Annotated in this window: 20 protein-coding genes; 8 read left to right on the top strand and 12 right to left on the bottom strand. The window is 73.3% G+C overall.

Features of this window, described 5'->3' with window-relative positions; genetic code table 11:
* Positions 1–75: 75 nt before the first annotated feature.
* The 8 genes from AWH51_RS03485 to AWH51_RS03450 all read right to left on the bottom strand — a co-directional run bounded on the left by AWH51_RS03485 (position 76) and on the right by AWH51_RS03450 (position 8,538).
* A complete protein-coding gene (locus AWH51_RS03485; RefSeq protein ID WP_063070743.1) occupies positions 76–1,185 on the bottom strand; it encodes a D-alanine--D-alanine ligase family protein in 1,110 nt (369 codons plus the stop codon).
* A 2-nt stretch (positions 1,186–1,187) separates the two neighbouring features.
* Positions 1,188–2,285 (bottom strand): NAD(P)H-dependent glycerol-3-phosphate dehydrogenase, encoded by a 1,098-nt coding sequence (locus AWH51_RS03480; RefSeq protein WP_063070742.1) that lies wholly within the window; start codon positions 2,283–2,285, stop codon positions 1,188–1,190.
* Positions 2,278–3,015, bottom strand: coding sequence for a lysophospholipid acyltransferase family protein (locus tag AWH51_RS03475; RefSeq protein WP_063070741.1), 738 nt, complete (start codon positions 3,013–3,015; stop codon positions 2,278–2,280). The genes AWH51_RS03480 and AWH51_RS03475 overlap by 8 nt, the downstream gene beginning before the upstream one ends.
* Before the next feature lie 126 nt (positions 3,016–3,141).
* Entirely contained in the window at positions 3,142–4,512 is a 1,371-nt protein-coding gene (gene murA / locus AWH51_RS03470; protein WP_063070740.1) for a UDP-N-acetylglucosamine 1-carboxyvinyltransferase, read from the bottom strand.
* Positions 4,513–5,127 carry a 3-isopropylmalate dehydratase small subunit gene (gene leuD, locus AWH51_RS03465; RefSeq protein ID WP_063070739.1) on the bottom strand — a complete coding sequence of 205 codons (615 nt, stop codon included), beginning with the start codon at positions 5,125–5,127 and terminating at the stop codon, positions 4,513–4,515.
* Between the two features lie 3 nt (positions 5,128–5,130).
* Positions 5,131–6,600: a 3-isopropylmalate dehydratase large subunit gene (gene leuC, locus AWH51_RS03460; protein WP_063070738.1), complete on the bottom strand. Its 1,470-nt coding sequence runs from the start codon at positions 6,598–6,600 to the stop codon at positions 5,131–5,133.
* 79 nt (positions 6,601–6,679) lie between these two features.
* Positions 6,680–7,501 (bottom strand): PP2C family protein-serine/threonine phosphatase, encoded by an 822-nt coding sequence (locus AWH51_RS03455; RefSeq protein ID WP_063070737.1) that lies wholly within the window; start codon positions 7,499–7,501, stop codon positions 6,680–6,682.
* Positions 7,498–8,538 carry a TerC family protein gene (locus AWH51_RS03450; RefSeq protein ID WP_081234836.1) on the bottom strand — a complete coding sequence of 347 codons (1,041 nt, stop codon included), beginning with the start codon at positions 8,536–8,538 and terminating at the stop codon, positions 7,498–7,500. Before AWH51_RS03450 ends, AWH51_RS03455 begins: the two co-directional genes overlap by 4 nt.
* Positions 8,539–8,676: 138 nt before the next feature.
* Between AWH51_RS03450 and AWH51_RS03445 the strand changes: the two genes are divergently transcribed.
* Positions 8,677–9,375, top strand: coding sequence for a TetR/AcrR family transcriptional regulator (locus AWH51_RS03445; RefSeq protein ID WP_254654461.1), 699 nt, complete (start codon positions 8,677–8,679; stop codon positions 9,373–9,375).
* 38 nt (positions 9,376–9,413) lie between these two features.
* Here AWH51_RS03445 and AWH51_RS03440 read toward each other — a convergent pair whose 3' ends face one another.
* Entirely contained in the window at positions 9,414–10,211 is a 798-nt protein-coding gene (locus AWH51_RS03440; protein WP_063070735.1) for an SDR family NAD(P)-dependent oxidoreductase, read from the bottom strand.
* A gap of 137 nt (positions 10,212–10,348) precedes the next feature.
* Here AWH51_RS03440 and AWH51_RS03435 point away from each other — a divergent pair, with 137 nt between their 5' ends.
* The 6 genes from AWH51_RS03435 (at position 10,349) to AWH51_RS03410 (ending at position 17,009) form a co-directional block, all read left to right on the top strand.
* Positions 10,349–11,719, top strand: a complete 1,371-nt coding sequence (locus tag AWH51_RS03435) for a bifunctional o-acetylhomoserine/o-acetylserine sulfhydrylase (protein ID WP_063070734.1) — start codon at positions 10,349–10,351, stop codon at positions 11,717–11,719.
* Positions 11,720–11,760: 41 nt separating this feature from the next.
* Complete coding sequence (gene metX, locus AWH51_RS03430) at positions 11,761–12,972, top strand: homoserine O-acetyltransferase MetX (protein WP_063070733.1); 1,212 nt, start codon at positions 11,761–11,763, stop codon at positions 12,970–12,972.
* Between the two features lie 123 nt (positions 12,973–13,095).
* On the top strand, positions 13,096–13,776 hold the full coding sequence (locus tag AWH51_RS03425) for a response regulator transcription factor (protein WP_063070732.1): 681 nt from the start codon (positions 13,096–13,098) through the stop codon (positions 13,774–13,776).
* A 165-nt stretch (positions 13,777–13,941) separates the two neighbouring features.
* Positions 13,942–15,096, top strand: a complete 1,155-nt coding sequence (locus AWH51_RS03420) for a sensor histidine kinase (RefSeq protein ID WP_063070731.1) — start codon at positions 13,942–13,944, stop codon at positions 15,094–15,096.
* Positions 15,093–16,325, top strand: coding sequence for a hypothetical protein (locus AWH51_RS03415; protein WP_063070730.1), 1,233 nt, complete (start codon positions 15,093–15,095; stop codon positions 16,323–16,325). The genes AWH51_RS03420 and AWH51_RS03415 overlap by 4 nt, the downstream gene beginning before the upstream one ends.
* Positions 16,326–16,352: 27 nt before the next feature.
* Positions 16,353–17,009, top strand: a complete 657-nt coding sequence (locus AWH51_RS03410; RefSeq protein WP_081234834.1) for a response regulator transcription factor — start codon at positions 16,353–16,355, stop codon at positions 17,007–17,009.
* 27 nt (positions 17,010–17,036) lie between these two features.
* Here the strand turns inward: AWH51_RS03410 and AWH51_RS03405 are convergent, their stop codons facing one another.
* Positions 17,037–18,317 (bottom strand): MFS transporter, encoded by a 1,281-nt coding sequence (locus tag AWH51_RS03405; protein ID WP_063070729.1) that lies wholly within the window; start codon positions 18,315–18,317, stop codon positions 17,037–17,039.
* 49 nt (positions 18,318–18,366) lie between these two features.
* Complete coding sequence (locus AWH51_RS03400) at positions 18,367–18,684, bottom strand: thiamine-binding protein (protein WP_063070728.1); 318 nt, start codon at positions 18,682–18,684, stop codon at positions 18,367–18,369.
* A 207-nt stretch (positions 18,685–18,891) separates the two neighbouring features.
* Between AWH51_RS03400 and AWH51_RS03395 the strand changes: the two genes are divergently transcribed.
* The gene (locus AWH51_RS03395; protein WP_063070727.1) at positions 18,892–19,575 is read left to right on the top strand and encodes a YceI family protein; all 684 of its coding nucleotides are present in this window, start codon (positions 18,892–18,894) and stop codon (positions 19,573–19,575) included.
* Here the strand turns inward: AWH51_RS03395 and AWH51_RS03390 are convergent.
* Complete coding sequence (locus AWH51_RS03390) at positions 19,572–20,453, bottom strand: ADP-dependent NAD(P)H-hydrate dehydratase (RefSeq protein ID WP_414146343.1); 882 nt, start codon at positions 20,451–20,453, stop codon at positions 19,572–19,574. The two genes, AWH51_RS03395 and AWH51_RS03390, sit on opposite strands and share 4 nt — an antisense overlap.
* Positions 20,454–20,528: the final 75 nt, after the last annotated feature.

Below are 20,528 nucleotides of genomic sequence, written 5' to 3'. Positions count from 1 at the left end.
GACCGGCGGTCGGCGTCGGCCGCCTGCCTCGACGGCCTGCCCCGCGGATGCCCGCCGCGGCCCCGGAGAGCCGCCTCAGGTGCGCCGTCCCTCCGCCTCCCAGGCGAGCGCCACGTCGAGCAGCTCCGAGATGAGGTCGGGGTACGCGACGCCCGACGCGCCCCAGCAGGCGGGGAACATCGAGATGGGCGTGAAGCCGGGCATCGTGTTGATCTCGTTGAGCACGAACCCCTCGGCCGTCAGGAAGAAGTCCACGCGCGCGAGGCCGCGGGCGCCGACGGCGCGGAAGGCGCGGATCGACAGCTCCTGCATGTCGGCGAGCTGATCCGCGGTCACGTCCGCCGGGCACACCAGCTGGATGCCGTCGGCGCCCAGGTACTTCGCCTCGAAGTCGTAGAAGTCGCGGCCGGAGACGACGATCTCGCCCGCGACGGACGCGCGCGGCAGCGTGCCGGGCCCGCCGTCGAGGATCGCGCACTCCACCTCGCGTCCGACGAGGCCGGCCTCGACGAGCACGCGGTCGTCCTCCCGGAACGCGGTCGCGAGGGCGGCGTCGAGCTCCCCCGGCTCCGCCACGCGGCTCACGCCGACGCTCGATCCGGCGCGCGCCGGCTTCACGAACGCGGGCAGGGCGAGCTCCGCCGCCCGGGCGCGGACGGCGTCGGGGTCGGCCTCCCAGTCGCGTCGCGTCACGGTGGTCCACGGCGCCACGGCGATTCCGGCGTCGCGCAGCACCGTCTTCGCGAAGTGCTTGTCCATCCCGAGCGCCGAGGCCAGCACGCCCGAGCCGACGTACGGGAGGCCGGCGAGCTCGAGCATCCCCTGCACCGTCCCGTCCTCGCCCTGGGTGCCGTGGAGGATGGGGAACACGACGTCGACGCGGCCGAGCGAGCGCTCGGGGCCGTCCGCGTCCCGCACGTGCAGCTCGCGCGACGACGCGTCCTCCGGCCAGCGCACGCGCGTGCCGTTGTCGGCGACCTCGGGCAGGGCCTCGGCGTCGAGCGCGAGGGCGGACGCGTCGTCCGCCTGCAGCGTCATGGCGCCGCGGCGGGTGACGCCCACCGGGATCACCTCGAAGCGCTCCCGGTCGAGCGCGCCGAGGACCCCGCTCGCCGTCGCGCAGCTGATGGAGTGCTCGCTGGACGTCCCGCCGAACAGCAGGACGACGCGGATGCGGTCGGCCATGGTCATTCCCCCTGCGGAGTGTCGTCGTCGGTCGTGAGGTGCGGGGCGATGTCGCGCGGCGAGAGCGTGCCCGCGAGCACCTGCGACACCTGCTCGACGATGGGCATCACCACGCCGCGCTGGCGGGCGAGCTCGAGCACGGGCGCCACGGAGGAGAGCCCCTCGGCGGTCTGCTGCATGCGCGACACGACGTCGCCGAAGCTGTAGCCCTGGCCGAGCAGGCGGCCGGCCGTGTTGTTGCGGGACAGCGACGACTCGCACGTGGCGATGAGGTCGCCGAGCCCCGCGAGGCCCGCGAGGGTCTCGGCCCGGGCGCCGTAGGCGACGGAGAACGCGGTCATCTCGGCGAGGCCGCGGGTGATGATCGACGCCTTCGTGTTCTCGCCGTACCCCACGCCGTCGACGATCCCGACCGCCACCGCGATGAGGTTCTTGAGCACGCCGCCGAACTCGGTCCCGATCACGTCGGTGTTCACGAACGACCGGAAGTAGGGGTTGCGGGCGATCTTGGCGATGCGCTCCGCCGTGGCCGGATCCGCCGACGACACGACCGCGGCGGTCGGCTGCTCGCGCGCGATCTCGAGCGCCAGGTTCGGGCCCGACGCCACGGCGATGCGCGCGGCACCGAGCCCCAGCGTCTCCGCGATGACCTCGCTCATGCGCAGGCCCGTGCCCTTCTCCACGCCCTTCATGAGGCTGACGACGACGGCGTCCGCCGGGATCAGCTCCCGGGCCGCCTCGAGGTTCTGGCGCAGCGTCTGGCTGGGGACCGAGACGAACACGTCCGTGGCGCCGTCGAGCACCCGCTCCAGGGAGGCGTCCGCCGTGAGCCGGCGCGGGAGGTTCACGCCCGGCAGGTAGTCGCTGTTGCGCTGCGCCTCGGAGATCTCCCGCGCGAGCTCGGGGCGGCGTGCCCACATGAGCACGTCGCTGCCGCCGTCGGCCATGACCTTGGCGAAGGTCGTGCCCCAGCTGCCGGCGCCGAGGACGACGACCTTGCGGCGCTCCCCCGGGCCTGCCGTCGCGTCGACGGGCGTCGATGCGGACGCGCTCGGGACGGTGGATCCTGCGGGTCGGGGGCTCGCGGTCGCGTCACTCAAATCGGCCGGTCTCCTTCTGGTTGTTCGAGCGGGGGTCCCAGCGCTCGGTGGGGGCGGTCTCGCCGCGGAGCTCCTCGAGGAGCTCCGTGATGGCGGCCATGACGACCGCGGTCGCCTCGGTCAGGGTCGCGGAGTCGAGGCTCCGGTCGCGGAAGCGGGAGAGGTCGACCGGCTCGCCGACGGCCACGTGGACGGTCGAGCGCGGGAACAGGCGCACGCGCTTCGAGTAGCGGCCCATGAGCTGCTGCGTGCCCCAGTGCGCCATCGGGACCACGGGGATCCCGGCCTGCAGCGCGAGCCGCACGGCGCCGGTCTTGCCCCGCATGGGCCAGAGGTCGGGGTCGCGCGTGAGCGTGCCCTCCGGATACACGACGACGATGCGGCCGTCGCGCGCCAGGTCCTTCGCGGCGGTGAGGGCCTCGCCGCCGCGGACGCCGCCGTCGCGCTGCACCGGGATCTGCCCCGAGCGGCGGAGGAACCAGCCGACCACCGGGACGTCGAACAGCGACGCCTTCGCGAGGAACCGCGGCAGCCGCCCGAGCTTCCACGCCACGGCCCCCATGACCACCGGGTCGATCTCGCTGTAGTGGTTGGGCGCCAGCACGTACGAGCCCGTTCGCGGGAGCCGCTCGGGGTGCCGGATCTCGAACCGGACGGCCGTGTTCAGCACCGGCAGCACGAGGGCGGCCAGCACCCAGAAGATCGACGGTAGGGCCTTCTCGTTCGCCATGGGTGCTCCGGTCGGGTCGCGGTCGTCGTCGGGCGCCCGCCGGGTGCGGTCCACCCGGCGGATGGCCGGGCGCGTCCCTGCGGACGGGCCCGGCCGGCGGGGCGGCGCGGGGCGCCGCCGGCGAGGCTAGCCCTCGTAGGAGAAGTCCGCGCCGAGCTGGCGCAGCTTCCCGATGAAGTCCTCGTAGCCGCGGGAGATGATCCCCACGTTGCTGACGGTGGACCGGCCCTCGGCCGTCAGCGCGGCGATGAGGTGGCTGAAGCCGCCGCGCAGGTCCGGCACGGTGATGTCCGCGCCGTGCAGGTGCGTCGGCCCCGTGATGACCGCGGCCTGCTCGAAGTCGCGCCGCGCCACGCGGCGCTCGTGGCCCTCGAGGCCCTCCTTGTGGACGACGATGTCCGCGCCCATCTCGTTGAGCGCGTCCGTGAAGCCGAAGCGGTTCTCGTACACGGTCTCGTGGATGATCGAGACGCCGGGCGCCTGCGTGAGCGCCACGACGAGCGGCTGCTGCCAGTCCGTCATGAAGCCCGGGTGCACGTCGGTCTCGATGACCACGGGCTTGAGGTCGCCGCCCGGGTGGTAGAACCGGATGCCGTCCTCCTCGATGTCGAACGCGCCGCCCACCTTCCGGAACACGTTGAGGAACGTCATCATCTCGGCCTGGCGGACACCGCCGACGAAGATGTCGCCGCCGGTCGCGAGCGCGGCGGAGGCCCAGCTCGCGGCCTCGTTGCGGTCGAAGAGCGCGCGGTGCGTGTAGCCCTCGAGGCGGTCGACGCCCTCGATGAGGATCACGCGGTTCGGCTCCACGGAGATGATCGCGCCCATCTTCTGCAGGATCGCGATGAGGTCCATGATCTCCGGCTCGATGGCCGCGTTCTTCAGCTCCGTGACGCCCTTCGCGCGGACGCCCGTGAGGAGCACCTGCTCGGTCGCGCCCACGCTCGGGTAGGGCAGCTCGACGTTCGCGCCCTTCAGCCCGTCCGGCGCCGTGAGGCGGATGCCGCTCGGGAGCTTCTCGACGACGGCGCCGAACGCGCGCAGCGCGTCCAGGTGGAAGTCGATGGGGCGGTCGCCGATGCGGCAGCCGCCGAGGTCGGGGATGAACGCCTCGCCGAGGCGGTGCAGCAGCGGGCCGCAGAAGAGGATCGGGATCCGCGAGCTGCCGGCGTGCGCGTCGATGTCCGCCATGTGGGCGCTCTCGACGTCCTTCGGGTCGAGGATGAGGTCGCCCTCCTGCTCGCCCTTGCGGAGCGTCACGCCGTGCACCTCGAGGAGCCCGGAGACGACGCGGACGTCGCTGATGTCGGGAACCGAGCGCAGCAGGCTGGGGCTCTCGCCGAGGAGGGAGGCGACCATGGCCTTGGTGGCCAGGTTCTTCGCCCCGCGGACCTCGATGCGGCCACGCAGCGGGATCCCGCCGTTGATGACGATGGAGTCGGACAGGAGGCCCACCCGCTCCCCCGCCTTCTTGGCGTCGCTGACTAGTGAGTTCATTCAGTTCTCCAGAGCTGCCGGCCGGGCCGGCAAGGTGCGCGGGCGCCATGCGGCCCGTTCGTGTTCGAAGGTGGTGATGGCGTCCTCATCCCGGAGGGTGAGGGCGATGTCGTCGAGCCCCTCGAGGAGCCGCCACCGAGTGTATTCGTCGATCTCGAAGGGGACCGTCAGGCCGGGTGCCGTGGCGACCCGCTCGATGAGATCGACGGTGAGGTCGAGCCCGGGCTCCGCGTCCATCGCGGTCCACAGCCTCTCGACGTCGTCCTCGCTCACGATGCCCGTGAGGAGGCCCTGCTTCCCGGAGTTGCCCCGGAAGATGTCGCCGAACCTCGGGCTGAGCACGGCGCGGAAGCCGTAGTCGCGCAGCGCCCACACGGCGTGCTCGCGGGACGAGCCCGTGCCGAAGTCCGGACCGGCGACGAGGACGGTGGCGCCCTCGTAGACCGGCTGGTTGATGAAGAAGCCGGGGTCCTTGCGCCACTGGAAGAACAGCGCGTCCTCGAACCCGGTCTTGGTGACCCGCTTGAGGAACTGGGACGGGACGATCTGGTCGGTGTCGACGTTGGACTGCCTGAGCGGGACGGCGGTGCCGGTGACGCGGGTGATGGGCTCCACGGCTCAGGCCCCCTGTCCGACGGCGGCGGCCATGCGCACCGTGGACGCGTCGACGACGCCGTCCTCCTGCAGGTCCCACGGGCTCGACAGCGTGCCGCGGATGGCGGTGGCCGCGGCCACGAGCGGCGACACGAGGTGCGTGCGACCGCCCTTGCCCTGGCGGCCCTCGAAGTTGCGGTTGCTGGTGGAGGCGCAGCGCTCCCCCGGCGCGAGCTGGTCCGGGTTCATGCCGAGGCACATCGAGCAGCCCGCGAAGCGCCACTCGGCACCGAAGTCCATGAAGACCTCGTCGATGCCCTCGGCCTCGGCCTCGAGCCGGACGCGCGCGCTGCCGGGGACGACCATCACGCGGACGCCCTCGGCCTTGGTGCGGCCGCGCACGATCTCGGCGGCGGCGCGCAGGTCCTCCACCCGGCTGTTGGTGCAGGAGCCGATGAACACGGTGTCGACCCGGATGTCCTTCATGGGCGTGCCGGGGGCGAGGTCCATGTAGGCGAGGGCGCGCTCGGCGGCGGCGCGCTCGTTCGGGTCGGCGACGGCGGCGGGATCCGGCACGGGCTCGCTCAGCGAGACGCCCTGGCCGGGGTTCGTGCCCCACGTCACGAAGGGCTCGAGCGCGTCGGCGTCGAGGTGGACCTCGGCGTCGAACACCGCGTCGTCGTCGGTGGCGAGCGTCTCCCAGTAGGCGACGGCCTCGTCCCAGTCGGCGCCCGTCGGGGCGTGCGGCCGACCGCGGAGGTAGTCGTACGTGGTCTGGTCGGGAGCGATCATGCCCGCGCGCGCGCCGGCCTCGATCGACATGTTGCAGATCGTCATGCGGCCCTCCATGGAGAGCGAGCGGATGGCGCTGCCGCGGTACTCGAGCACGTGGCCCTGGCCCCCGCCCGTGCCGATCCGCGCGATGACCGCGAGGATGATGTCCTTGGCCGTGACACCCGGGCGCAGGGTGCCCTCCACGGTGACCGCCATGGTCTTGAACGGCTGGAGCGGCAGCGTCTGCGTCGCCAGGACGTGCTCGACCTCGCTCGTGCCGATGCCGAAGGCCATGGCGCCGAACGCGCCGTGGGTGGACGTGTGCGAGTCGCCGCAGACGACCGTGATGCCGGGCATCGTCAGGCCCAGCTGCGGGCCGACCACGTGGACGATGCCCTGCTCGATGTCGCCGAGGGAGTGCAGGCGGATCCCGAACTCCTCGGCGTTGGCGCGGAGGGCGTGGATCTGCGTGCGGCTCGTGAGGTCGGCGATGGGCCGGTCGATGCCGACCGTCGGCGTGTTGTGGTCCTCGGTGGCGATGGTGAGGTCCGGGCGGCGCACGGGGCGGCCGGCGAGGCGGAGGCCGTCGAAGGCCTGGGCGCTGGTGACCTCGTGCACGAGATGGAGGTCGATGTAGAGGAGGTCGGGGGTGCCATCCTCCCCCGCGGCGACCAGGTGGTCGGCCCACACCTTCTCGGCCAGGGTCTTCGCAGTCCGCACGCGGCTCTCCTCATGGCAGGGGCGCGAGGGTGCCCTCGCGCATCATGGGAGTCTAACGCCGGGTGCCCGCGGCTATTCCTCAGGTGCGGGGCGCGCCCGCGGACGCGTCGGCCTCCGGCTGCTCGTCGGACGCCGCCTCGATCACGACGACCGTGACGTTGTCCCGGCCCCCGGACGCCAGGGCCTGCGCCACCAGCGCGTCGGCGGCGCGGTCCACGCCGCCGCCGTCCTCGTGCGCGAGGCGCAGGACCGCGTCGATGGCGTCGTCGTCGAGCTCCTTGGTGAGCCCGTCCGAGCAGATGAGGAAGACCTGGTGCGCGGCGACCGGCAGCAGCCACTCGTCCGCGGCGACCTCGTCGTGCGAGCCCACGGCCCGCGTGATGAGGTTCCGCACCGGGCTGCGCTCGGCCTCCGCGCGCGTCATGCGCCCCTGGTCGACGAGCTCCTGCACGGCGGAGTGGTCGACGGTGACCTGCTGCAGGCGCCCGTCCGTCCACGCGTAGACGCGCGAGTCGCCGACGTTGAAGACCATCCAGAGGGGCTCGCCGTCATCGGCGCGCACGAGGGCGATGCCGGCGAGCGTGGTGCCCGCCACCGTGCCCGGCGGGTCGTCGCCCGTGATGAGGTCGCCGATCGCCTCGTTGGAGGCCTCGACGGCCTCCACGATGAGGTCGCGCGTCACGGGCTGCTCGCCCGTCAGCCCGCCGAAGGTCTCGACGAGCGTGGCGCTCGCCCGGTCGCCGAACGCGTGGCCGCCCATGCCGTCGGCCACGAGCCACACCGGCGGATCCGCCAGCAGGCCGTCCTCGTTGACGGCGCGGACGCTGCCCACGTCGGTGCGGGCGGCCCAGGAGACGTCGATCCTGCGGCCGCCGATCGCGATGCTGCGGGCGTCGGTCACCGGTCGGACCGGTCGTCGTCGGCGCGATCGACCGGCGCGGCACCGGCGTCGGGGCCGGTGACGGGCGTGCCGTCGGCGCGCATCCTGATGAGGCTCGCGACCGTCGCGACGAGCATGGAGGCGAGGATCACCACGAGGCTCACCACGGTCGGGATCTCGGGCGCCCACTCGATCCCCCGGCCGCCGTTGACGAACGGCAGGGTGTTCTCGTGCATCGCGTGCAGCACGAGCTTGACGCCGATGAAGAAGAGGATGAACGCGATCCCGTACTTGAGGTACACGAGCCGGTCGAGCAGCCCGCCGAGCAGGAAGTAGAGCTGGCGGAGGCCCATGAGGGCGAAGATGTTCGCGGTGAACACGATGAACGGCGACTCCGTGATGCCGAAGATGGCCGGGATCGAGTCGAGCGCGAAGATCAGGTCCGTCGTGCCGATCGAGACGAACACGATCACCATCGGCGTGAGCACCTTGCGGCCGTCGACGACGGTGCGCACCTTGGAGCCGTCGAAGTCGGGCGCGATCTTCAGACGTCGGCGGAGGAAGCGGATGAACAGCGAGTCCTCGCTGTCCTCGTCCTCGTCGCCGACGGCCTGCTTCACAGCCGTGTAGAGCAGGAACGCGCCGAAGATGTAGAAGATCCAGCTGTAGCTCTCGATGAGCTCGGCGCCCAGCAGGATGAAGACGCCGCGCAGCACGAGCGCGATGATGATGCCCACCATCAGCACCTCCTGCTGGTACTTCCGGGGCACGCTGAACCGCCCCATGATGATGACGAAGACGAAGAGGTTGTCGATGCTGAGGCTGTACTCGGTGAGCCAGCCCGCCACGAACTGGCCCGCGTGCTCGGGTCCGCCGACGACGAGCATGATGACCGCGAACACGAGCGCGAGCCCCACGTAGAACGCGACCCAGAGGGCCGACTCCTTCGTGGACGGCACGTGCGGGCGCCGGTACACGATGAGCAGGTCGGCGACGAGGACGACGACCAGGATCGTCAGCGAGACGATCTCGAACAGGGGCGGGAGGACCAGGGGCACGCGGACGCCTTCTTCAGCGGGAGGGAGGGGGAGGCGGCACGAGGACGCCTCGACGAAACTACAGGTCGCCCGACGGGTTGTTCACAATTCCCTCATGCGGGGCATCCGGCCAGCGGCCCCGCACTACGTTGATGGACCATGACACGAGACGCACGCCCCATGGCCGTCCTGGCGAACGAGCTCGATGCCCGCGACCGCGCCGACGACGCCGCCACCCCGAGGCGCCGGGGGCCGCGCACCTCCGGCGACGCGCGCGCCAGCATCATCGACGCGGCCCGCATGCTGTTCATCGAGTCGGGCGCCGACCGCGTCAGCGCCCGCCGCATCGCCGCCACGGCCGGCGTCGACCCCAGCCTCGTCCGCTACTACTTCGGCTCGCTGGAGGCGCTCCTCGAGGAGGCGCTGCGCCCCTCGGACGACCTGGTCGCCCCGTACCTCCGCCTCCGCGAGCTGCCCGTCGAGGAGCGCGGCGCCGCCCTCGTCGACGCGGCTCTGCACACGTGGGAGCACCCGGTGGGGTCCACGATCATGCGCTGGGTCACCGTCACCTCGGACCACGACAGCGGCGCGTACCGCCGCTTCGTCGAGGCCGCCCCGCAGCACTGGACCAACGCGCTGCCCGAGGGCACGCCCCCCGAGGAGGCGGACATCCGCAACTCCCTCGTCGGCGCGGCGCTCGGCGGCATCGCCATCACGCGCTACATCTGGCGCAGCGAGCCCATCGCGAGCATGCCCCGCGAGATGGTCGTCGCCCTGCACGGACCCGTCGTGCAGGGGTTCCTGACGGGGCCCCTCCCGGACCTGCCGGCCGCCGACGCCACGCAGCCCGCCGCCTGACCGGACGGGCCGAGGCGGCCCGGGACCGGCGCTGCGGTTCAGGGGCGGTCGGTCAGCTCCTCGCGCACGGCCAGCGGCTTCCGCACGAGCTTGTGCGGGGCGGCCTGCGCGACGGGCTTGAGGGTGAGCAGGTCGACGTTCACGTGCGGCGGCAGCTCCACCGCGTGGACGATGGCCTCGGCCACGTCCTCCGCCGTGAGCGGGCCGGGCACGCCGTCGTAGACGGCGTCGGCCCGGGCCCGGTCCCCGCCGAAGCGCACGAGGGAGAACTCCTCGGTGCGCACCTGGCCGGGCGCGATCTCGATCACGCGGATCGGCTCGCCCGCGAGCTCCAGGCGCAGCACGCCGAGCATCGCGTGCACCGCGGCCTTCGCGGCGTTGTACCCGCCGCCGCCCTCGTAGGGAACGTGCGCGGCGATCGAGCTGACCGTCACCACGTCGGCGCTGCCGCCCGCCGGCACGCCCGCGCGCAGCAGCGGCAGCAGCGCGCTCGTCACACGCTGCACGGCGAGCACGTTGATCTCGTACATCCAGGCCCAGTCCGCGGCGGATCCGCCCTCGACCGAGTCGGTGCCGACCGCTCCCCCGGCGTTGTTGACGAGCGCGTGCACGTCCCCCGTCTCGCGGAGGTGGTCGCGCAGGGAGTCGACGTCGGCCTGCACGGTGAGGTCGGCGACCGCGTAGGAGGCGCCGGTCTCCTCGGCGAGCGCCCGCAGGCGGTCCTCGCGGCGGGCGACGCCGACGACGTCCCATCCGCGGCTCCGGAACAGGCGGACGGTGGCGGCGCCGATGCCCGAGCTCGCACCCGTGACGACGACCCTCTTGGCTGTGGACATGACCCCAGCGTAGGGAACGCGCGGACCCGGAGGGTTACGCCCCGCGACGCCTCGCGTTGACCCGGCCGCGACGCCCTTCCTAGTGTCGGCGTGCGCCCGACCGCGGCGCGCACCGACAGGGGAAGGACGGGCCCGACATGAGCGACCACGACGAGGACCGAGCGGCCGGCTGGCGCTTCGAGACGCAGCAGATCCACGCGGGGGCGGCGCCGGATCCGGTCACGCACGCACGCGCCACGCCGATCTACCAGACCACGTCCTACGTGTTCGACGACGCGCAGCACGCGCAGGACCTCTTCGCGCTGGCGCAGCCCGGGAACATCTACACGCGCATCATGAACCCGACGCAGGCCGTGGTCGAGGAGCGCGTCGCCGCCCTCGAGGGCGGCACGGCGGCGCTCCTGGTGGCGTCCGGGCAGTCGGCGTCGACGTTCGCGGTGCTCAACATCGCCGAGGCGGGCGACCACATCGTCTCCAGCTCCTCCATCTACGGCGGCACCTACAACCTCTTCAAGTACACGCTCGCGAAGCTCGGGATCGAGACGACGTTCGTCGAGGACCAGGACGACCCCGAGGCTTGGTCACGCGCGGTGCGGCCGAACACCAAGCTCTTCTTCGCGGAGACCATCGGCAACCCGCGCATCAACATCCTCGACATCCGGAGCGTCGCCGACCGGGCGCACGAGGCCGGCGTCCCGCTCATCGTGGACAACACGATCGCGACGCCCTACCTCATCCGCCCGTTCGAGCACGGCGCGGACGTCGTGGTGCACTCGGCGACCAAGTTCCTCGGCGGCCACGGCACCGTGATCGGCGGCCTCGTCGTGGACGGCGGGCGCTTCCCGTGGTCCGAGCACGCGGAGCGCTTCCCGGGGCTCACGACGCCCGACGCCTCGTACCACGGCGTCACGTACGCGGACGCCGTGGGCGACGGGATCGCCTACGTCACCAAGGCGCGCGTGCAGCTGCTCCGCGACCTGGGCGCCTCGATCGCGCCGGCGAGCGCCTGGCAGCTCATCCAGGGCATCGAGACTCTGAGCCTGCGGATCGAGCGGCACGTGCAGAACGCCCAGGCCGTCGCGGAGTGGCTCGAGGCGCACGAGGACGTCGCGGCGGTGTACTACGCCGGCCTGCCGTCGAGCCCGTGGCGGGCGGCGGCCGACCGCTACGCCCCGCGCGGCGTCGGCGCCGTGCTCTCGTTCGAGCTCAAGGGCGGCGTGGACGCCGGGCGTGCGCTCGTGGACTCGCTGCAGCTGTTCAGCCACCTGGCGAACATCGGCGACGTGCGGAGCCTCGTGATCCACCCCGCGTCGACCACGCACGCCCAGCTGACGCCCGAGCAGCAGCTCACCGCCGGCGTCACCCCGGGGCTGGTGCGGCTGTCCGTCGGGCTCGAGAGCATCGACGACATCCTCGACGACCTCGGGAGCGGCCTGCGGGCGGCGCGGGCCGTCAAGGAGGCCGCGAACGGATCGGCGTCCGCGGACGCCGCGGCGCACGGGGCGTAACACTCCGCGCGCGCGTCGCCCGCGGTGCTTCACTGGTCGGGATGGACTGGCAGACACCCGAGGACACCGTCCCGTCGAGCCTGGTGACGGACGCGCAGATCCGCTCCCTGATCGGCCGGCCGCCCGCATCCGGGGCGTGGCGCGAGGGCGACCCCGTCGCCGACCGGCTCTTCGCGTCGATCGGCGACGTGGAGCTCGAGGTGGGCGGGCGGGTGCCCTCCGTCCGCGTCGCGTACGAGACCTTCGGCGAGCGGGACGCGGACGGGCGGAACGCCGTCCTCGTCCTCCACGCGCTCACGGGGGACAGCCACCTGCGCGGTCCCGCCGGCCCCGGGCAGCCGACCGGCGGGTGGTGGTCCGGCATCGTCGGGCCCGGGCTCGCGATCGACACCGACCGCTGGTTCGTCGTCGCCCCCAACATGCTCGGGGGCTGCCAGGGCACGACGGGTCCGGCCTCGCTCGCGCCCGACGGCGCGGAGTGGGGCGACCGGTTCCCCTTCATCACCATCCGCGACCAGGTCGCCGTGCAGGCGGCGTTGGCGGACGCGCTCGGGATCGACGTGTGGGCGGCGGTCGTCGGCGGGTCCATGGGCGGCATGCAGGCGCTCGAGTGGGGGGTCGGCCACCCCGACCGGATGCGGCGGCTCGCGGTGCTCGCGGCCCCGGCCCTCGCGAGCGCCGACCAGATCGCGCTCAACTCCGTCCAAGCCGAGGCGATCCGGATGGATCCCGCCTACCGGGACGGCGACTACTTCGACGCGGCCGACGGCGACGGGCCACACCGCGGACTCGCCCTCGCCCGCCGCATGGCGCTCCTCAACTACCGGAGCCCCGACGAGCTCAACCAGCGCTTCGCGCGGTCGTGGCAGAGCGGCATCAGCCCCCTGGGCGATGCCGGACGGTACGCGGTCGAGTCGTACCTCGACTTCCACGGCAACAAGTTCACGCGACGCTTCGACGCGACGAGCTACATCCGCCTCATCGACGCCATGAGCTCGCACGACGTCGGCCGGGGACGAGACGGCATCCCTGCCGCGCTCGCCCGGGTCCGCGCCGCCACGCTCGTGCTCGGGATCGACAGCGACCGGCTCTTCCCCGTGGACGACCAGCGGCTCATCGCCCGACACGTCCCGGGCTCGATCGACGGCGGCGAGGTGGTGGTGATCTCCTCCGACTACGGGCACGACGGCTTCCTCATCGAGGGTGAGGCCGTGGGCCGAGAGCTCGCCCGGCTCCTGGCTACGGAGGCCTAGGAGCAGCGCCCCAGTCCGGGGGTGAGTTCGGCGTGCGCCGTCGCCGCGCGACATCATGCGTTCCTATGCTTCCCCTGGGAGCACGCCGCCGCCTCCGGGCGCCGGCGCACGAGGGGAGCACCGATGAGCCGACGGCCGCCGCACGCGACGGGTCAGGGCCACCGGGTCCGCGTGGCCCTCGTGGACGACCACGTCCTGCTGCTCGACGGGCTGAGCGCGCGCCTGTCCCGGCCGCGCACGGGGGTCGACGTCGTGGCGACGTCGCCCACCTGGAGCGGGCTGATCCGCGACGAGCGCTTCCCCGACGCCTTCGACGTCGTGGTCCTCGACCTCGCCCTCCGGGACGACGTGCCGGTGGCGCAGAAGATCCGCACGCTCACGGGCGCCGGCCTCAGCTCCGTGCTGCTCAGCACGCATGCCGACGCGTCGACCATCCACGGGGCCATGCGGGCGGGCGCCGCAGCCGTCGTGCCCAAGGCCGAGTCGTCGGAGGAGCTGATCGCGACCATCCACGCGGCCGCAGACGGCACGCCGCGCCAGACCACGCTCGTGCAGCGCGCGATGCAGGACTTCCACGCCGCGGAGGACCCGCGCCTCGGCCAGCAGGAGCAGCGCGCGCTCGTGCTCTACGCGGGCGGGCGCTCGATCCGCGACGTCGCGGAGGCGATGAGCACGACCGAGGAGACCGTCAAGTCGTACATCAAGCGCGGCCGCCGGAAGTACCTGCACGCGGGCACCGACCTCGGCACCAAGGTGCTGCTGCGCCGTCACGCCATCCGCCACGGCTGGATCTCCCCGGAGTAGCCGGATCCGCGTGGTCGCCCGAGGCCGGCGGGCCACCGAGGGTAGGGCATGTGGATGATCAGCGCGCGCGAGACCCGGACGTGACAAGTGCTTCGTGCACGCGCCTAGGATCGAGGCACACCCAGCGCGCGCCTCCGGCGGCGTCGCACTCCGAGCGGGGACCCGATGGATCGCATGAAGCGCGAGCGCGAGCGCCTGCTGCAGAGGACGGCGCGCGTCTACGGCCTGTGCTTCACGGCCGTCGCCGCCGCCTGCATCGTGCTGCCGGGCGAGCTGTCGCTGCCCGTCGAGGCCGCGAGCCTCGCCCTCCTGGCCGTCCTCGCCCTCGCGCAGTGGCGCCTCGGCGTCGACGCGGGCCGCCGGTGGATGGTGGCGGTCGTGGTCGCGGGCATCGCCGCGATGGTCGTCGCGCAGCTCGGCGGACGGAGCGCCTCGTCGCTCACCGCGCTCACCCACGTCTCCGCCGGTTCCGTCGGCTCCCTCGCCCTCCTAGAGACCATGAAGCGCGGGCGGCTCCGCATCGTCGTGGCCGCGTTCGCCCTCACCAGCACCGCGGCCGTCGCCTCGTCCTGGGGCACCCCGGCGTTCCCGTACGTCGTCCTCGTGCACGTGTTTGGCTGGCTGCTCGTCGCGATCCTCGGCTACTGGCTCAGCGTGGCGATCCGTCGGGTCGGCCGGCGCATCACCGACGTCGGCCGCGCCCACCGGGCCGAGCGGTTGGCCAGCGAGCTCGAGGCCCAGCGCCGCCAGGGCGCGCGCCTGCTGCACGACACCGTGCTCGCGACCCTCACGCTCCTCGCCCACTCGGGCGTCGGCGTCACCCCGCAGGCCATGCGCCAGCAGGCGGCGGACGACGCGCGGCTCCTCCGGCAGCTCCGGCTGGGCGCCAATCCGACGCCGCAGGCCTCCGGCGGCTACACGCTGGAGCCCGTGGAGCAGTCGGTGCTCGGGAACACGCTCGAGTCGGTCAAGCAGCGGTTCGGCCGGATGGGCCTCGAGGTCAGCTGGCACGGGACCGGCCAGGTGCTGCTGCCGAGCGACATCCTCGACGCCTTCCTGCTCTCCCTCGCCGAGTGCCTGGAGAACGTCCGCCGGCACGCGGGCGTCACCGAGGCGCACGTGACCATCACCGACGACGACACGACCGTGCGGGCCATGGTCACCGACGCGGGCGTGGGCTTCGACCTCTCGCACGTGGATCCGGCGAAGCTCGGCTTCAAGGAGTCCGTCGTCGCGCGGCTCAAGGACGTCGGCGGGAACGCGCGGCTGTTCTCGTCGCCCGGATCCGGCACGACCGTCGTGCTGGAGGTGCCCAGGTGAGCCGCACCGACCGGTCCGCGCCGGCCCGCACCAGCCGCCGCATCCGGCTGCCGGAGGGGACGCCGGCGCAGCCCACGTCCATCGGCCTCGGCTACCTGGGAGCGGGGTCCGCGGTCGTGTGCGCCATCGCGCTGGGCTACGGGCTCGTGCGGTTCGCGCTCGAGTACCGCACGCTCCCGGCGCCGGGCCTCGCCGCGACGGCCTGGATCCTCCTGGTCGCGCTCCTCGTCGCGTCCGTCGTCGCCGTGCGGGCGCTCCGCGACAGGATGCCCGGCCCGCTCATGGCCGTCTTCGTCGCCGGGCTCGGCATCGTCGTCGCCCTCGACCTGGTGGCCGTGTGGCCCCTGGGCGACGTGATGCAGCACGCCACCGCGGGCGTCGCGGCCGGCGCGGCCCTGCTCACGACCGTGACCTACCGCCCGGCCCGGGAGGTCCTCGTGGTCGACGCGGCCCTCGGTGCCGTGCTCCTCCTCGTCTTCCTGGTGTCGGATCCCGTGCGGCCCGGTGATCTCGCGCCCGAGATCTCGGCCATCGCCCGCGCCGTGGTCCCCGCCGCGTTCGGCGTCGCCGTCGTCCGCGGCTTCCGTCGCGTCGTGGAGATGGAGCTCGACCGCGTGCTCGTGCAGAGCACCGTCTCCGCGCCGCGCTACGCGGTGGGCATGCTCGCGTCCGAGGAGCTCGCGCGACTGGACCTCGCCGCCGAGCAGCTGCTCGAGGGCGTGGCGACGGGCGACGAGCCGCTGCCCCTGTCGCCGCTGGCCGCGTCGACCGCCGCCTCGCTCGCCACCGAGCTGCGCCTGCACCTCATCGAGGGGCGCCGCGAGACGTGGCTGCACCACGCGATCACGGAGTCGGAGTTCCTCGGACCGGACGTGACCCTCAGCGACCCGAACGCGCTCGCGGGCCTCCTCGACCGCCGCCAGCGCGACGGCCTCCTCTCCGCCGTGTGGCTCCTGCTCACCTCGACGGAGCGGCGCAACGGCGTGCCCGGCGTCTCGGTGCAGCTCGCGCTCGGGCCCCTGCGCGGTCGGCCAGCGGGCGAGCAGCCGGTGCCGCTGCGCCGCGCGATCGTGCCGATCGCCATCACGACCACGGGTCTCCCCCGGACCCGACTCGATCCCTCGACGTGGGATGCTATCGACAAGGTCGGCGCGCACACGGACACCACCCGCGGTGCGAGCCTCCTCATCACGATCGACTGCGTCGTGGACGACCCCGCCGACCGGTGAGGGCCCCGCACAAGGACCGGAGAGCACGTGCCAGCTGAGAACCGACCGATCACCCTCGCCATCGTGGACGACCACAAGATGCTGCTCGGGGCGCTGACCGAGTGGATCCGCAACGCCGCCTCCGACATCGAGATGGTCGCCGCCGTGTCCACCTGGCCGGAGCTGCTCACCCACCCGCGCTTCCCCGTCGACGTGGTCCTCCTCGACCTCGACCTCAAGGACAACCTGCCCATCTCGCTCAAGCTCTCGATGCTGAAGACCACGGGCGTGCCCACCGTGCTCATGAGCACGTACTCGGAGCCCAACGTGGTGCGCGAGGCGCTCGCGTCGGGTGCGCTCGGCTACCTCGTGAAGAGCGAGGACGCGAGCATGATCGTCGACGCCATCCGCCTCGCGGCCGACGGGCAGTCCTACATCTCGAGCGAGCTCGACCTCGCGATCAACAGCACCGACGTGGGCGGCGTGCCCAAGCTCAGCGCGCAGGAGCGCCGGGTCATGGCCCTCTACGGCGGCGGCGAGCCGGTCAAGTCGGTGGCCTACAGCCTGGGCATCTCCGAGGAGACGGCGAAGTCGTACCTCAAGCGGATCCGCGAGAAGTACCGCGTCGCGGGCTTCGACGTGGGCACGAAGGTGGCCCTGCGGAAGCGCGCCATCCAGGACGGCATCCTGCTCCAGGGCGAGTAGCCCGGGCGCCGGGCCCCGGAGGCGCGGTCAGCCCCCGATGCCGATGGGCTGGGTCGAGGGACGCGACCCGTCGACCGGCCCGCGCGCCCCGCGACGCCGGCGGTCGAGCCCGAAGCTCGCCAGCGCGATGCCGAGGCCCGCGACGCTCAGCCCGACGCCCACCAGCGCCGGCGAGGTGTAGCCGAGGCCGGCCCCCACCGTCACGCCGCCGAGCGCCGCGCCGACGGCGTTCCCCGTGTTGAGCGCGGAGTGGTTCAGCGCCGCGGCGATGGACTGCGAGTCGTGCGCCACGTCCATCAGCCGGATCTGGATCCCGGGCGACAGCGCCGCGGCCGACCCGCCGATGAGGAACAGGAACGCGAAGAGCCCGACCGGGTTCGAGGCGGTGAGCACCAGCCCCACGAGCGAGGCGATCAGCAGGCCGAACAGCGACAGCAGCGACGCCCGGACGTCGCGATCCGCCCACCAGCCGCCGACGAGGTTGCCCGTCGTCATGCCGAGCCCCACCACCACCAGCGCGAGCGGCACCGACCACTCCGGCAGGCCGGTCACCTCGGTGACCATGGGCGACACGAAGGTGTAGACGGCGAAGAACCCGCCGAAGCCGATGGCGCCGATGAGGAGCGCGAGCCACACCTGCATGCGGGTGAAGGCGCGCAGCTCCCGGCGGAGCGTGGCATCCGGGTTGCCGTCCTGCGCGGGCACGGCGAGGAAGACGGCGAGGAAGGTGGCGGCGAAGATCGCGGCGACCACGAGGTACGCGATGCGCCACGTGGCGTTCTGCCCGATCCAGGTGACGATGGGCACCCCGATGACGTTCGCGATGGTGAGCCCGGCCAGGACGAACGCGACGCCGCGGGCCCGCTTGCCCTCCCCCATCAGCTGCGCGGCCACGAGCGACGCGATGCCGAAGTACGCGCCGTGCGGCAGGCCCGCGATGAAGCGGGCGAGGACCACGAGGCCGAAGCTCGGCAGGATCGCGCTGAGGACCGTGCCCAGCGTGAACGCGAGCAGCAGCCAGAGGAGGAGCTTCCGCCGCGGCGCACGGGCCGACGCGGCGGCGATGGTCGGCGCTCCCACGACCACCCCGAGGGCGTAGGCGCTGATGAGCGTGCCGGCCTGCGCGTTCGCGGCCTCGGTGGAGCGCGCGGCCACCTCCGGCAGCAGGTCGGCGGCGAGCTGCGGCAGCAGCCCCATCGCGACGAACTCGGTGGTCCCGATGGCGAACCCGCCCATCGCGAGGGCGAGCAGGGCGATGCGGACGCGGGCCGGCGACAGCGTCGCCCGCCCGGAGGTGGGGGGATTCACCCGACGAGCCTAACGGCGGCTCCGACGACGGAGGCGACCGCCCGGCGCGTCAGGCCCCGGTGCCGCGGGCCTCGAGCGCGGACTCGAGCCGCTCCAGCTTGCCCGTCAGCTCGCCCGCGTAGCCGGGCCGGATGTCCGCCTTGAGCACGAGCGAGACGCGCGTCCCGAAGGGCACGACGGCCTCGGTGGCCCGCCTGACGACGTCGAAGCACTCGTCCCACTCGCCCTCGATCGTGGTGAACATCGAGTCGGTGCGGTTCGGCAGCCCGGAGGCGCGGATCACCTCGACGGCGGCGGCCACGGCGTCGTGGACGGACGCGTCGGGCGCGTCGCCCCCGCTGGGAGCGACGGAGAAGGCGACGAGCATGGGGACCCCCGGGGATCGACGGGCGGCGGTGCTCCGGGCGGGCGCCCGGCCGGCGGCCGGCTGTGCGCCCAGGCTACCGAGCGCGCGGCTCCTGTGGACGGTCACCGACGCGCGTCCACGCCTGCCGCGACACTCGTCGAGTACTTGAGGGTTCACATACCGGGCGATCCCGTGCGGCCGCCCGCATCGCACCAGGAGGAGCACGCCATGGAGAAGAAGACGAAGATCATCATCGGGGTGGCGGGCGGCGCGATCGTCGTCGTCGGCGCGTTCGCGGCGTTCGGCGGCCCCCTCTACGCGCAGCTCGCCGGCACGCCCGACGCGCCGCCGTCGCTCTCCGCCAACGCGGCATCCGGCCAGGCGCTCACGAACCTGTCCGGCGACTGGTCCGTGGGCGGCGACTCCTACGCCGGCTACCGGGTGAACGAGGTCCTGAACGGCACGCCCGTCACCGTGAACGGCCGCACGAAGGGCGTCACGGGCGACATCACGGTGACCGGGCAGCAGGTCACCGCCGGCACCATCCAGGTGGACGTGACGACCATGGCGACGGACGCGGCGCCGCGCGATGCGTACTTCCAGGGCGAGGCGATGAAGACGTCGGAGTTCCCGACGGCCACCTTCACGCTCACGCAGCCGATCACGACCGACGGCGTCGAGGCGGGCGTCCCCGCCACGTACGACGTGACCGGCGACCTGACGCTGCACGGTGTCACCAAGCCCGTCACCGCGAAGATGCAGGCCGCCTTCACCGAGGGGTCCGGCCAGATCACGGGCTCCATCCCCATCACGTTCCAGGACTTCGGCGTCCAGGCGCCGAGCCTCGGCTTCGTCACGGTCGAGGACCACGGGTCCGTCGAGTTCTCGCTCGACGTCGCGCCGAAGGCCTAGTCGGAGGCGGATCCCGCCACCAGGTCCCGCACGGCCCTCGGCATCGCCTCGGCGACGTCGAGGGCCGTGATCGGTCCGCCACCGGACGCGCGCTCCCCCGCCCGGCCGTGCAGCCACGCGGCGGCGGCGGCCACCGCGGCGAGCTCGGCGAGCGGATCGGCGGCGTCCGCCACGCGCGTCGACGCCCCGGCCAGCAGGGCCCCGAGCACGCCGCCCAGCACGTCGCCGGACCCCGCCGTCGCGAGCCACGGCGTGCCCGCGCGCACGGCGATGCGCGCCGCCCCGCCGACGACGAGCGTGGTCGCGCCCTTCAGCAGCACGCACACCCCGAGCTCGCGCGCCGCGCGCTCGGCCCACGCGGGCGCGTCCGCGGCGATGTCCTCGGCCGACGCGCGGATGCCCGCCCCCGCCAGCAGCCGCGACAGCTCGCGGAAGTGCGGGGTCACGACGACCGGACCGGTCGCGCGGTCCACGAGGTCGAGCGCGCCCGCGTCGACGAGCGCCGGCAGGCCCTGCGCGAGCGCCGCTGCGAGCGCCGCGGTCGTCTCGTCGTCCCGATGGGCGGCGTCCATGCCGGATCCCACCAGCCACGCCTGCACGCGGCCGTCGGCCGTGACGACCTCGGGGCGTCGCGCGAGGACCGAGGCGGAGGCGCCCGCGGGGCCGAGGTACCGGATCATGCCGACGCCCGTGCGCGCGGCGGCCTCCACGCCGAGGACCGCGGCGCCCGGGTAGCGGTCGGACCCCGTGCGCACGCCCAGGACGCCGCGCGTGTACTTGTCGTCGTCGTCCCGCGGGAGGCGGATCTCCCGCCGGGTGCGCTCCTCGTCCTGCCGGATCCAGCCCTCGGGCACCTGGTCGTCGCGCGCGTCGCTCATCCCCTCACGATAGGCGGGAGGGAATGCGACGACCACGCCGGGCCTTGGGTCCATGAGGCCGCCGTCGCCCTCCGC

Origin of the sequence: Clavibacter tessellarius (assembly GCF_001618005.1) — a bacterium.
Taxonomy (GTDB): Bacteria; Actinomycetota; Actinomycetes; order Actinomycetales; family Microbacteriaceae; genus Clavibacter; species Clavibacter tessellarius_A.
This window is presented reverse-complemented; position numbering and strand designations above follow the sequence as displayed.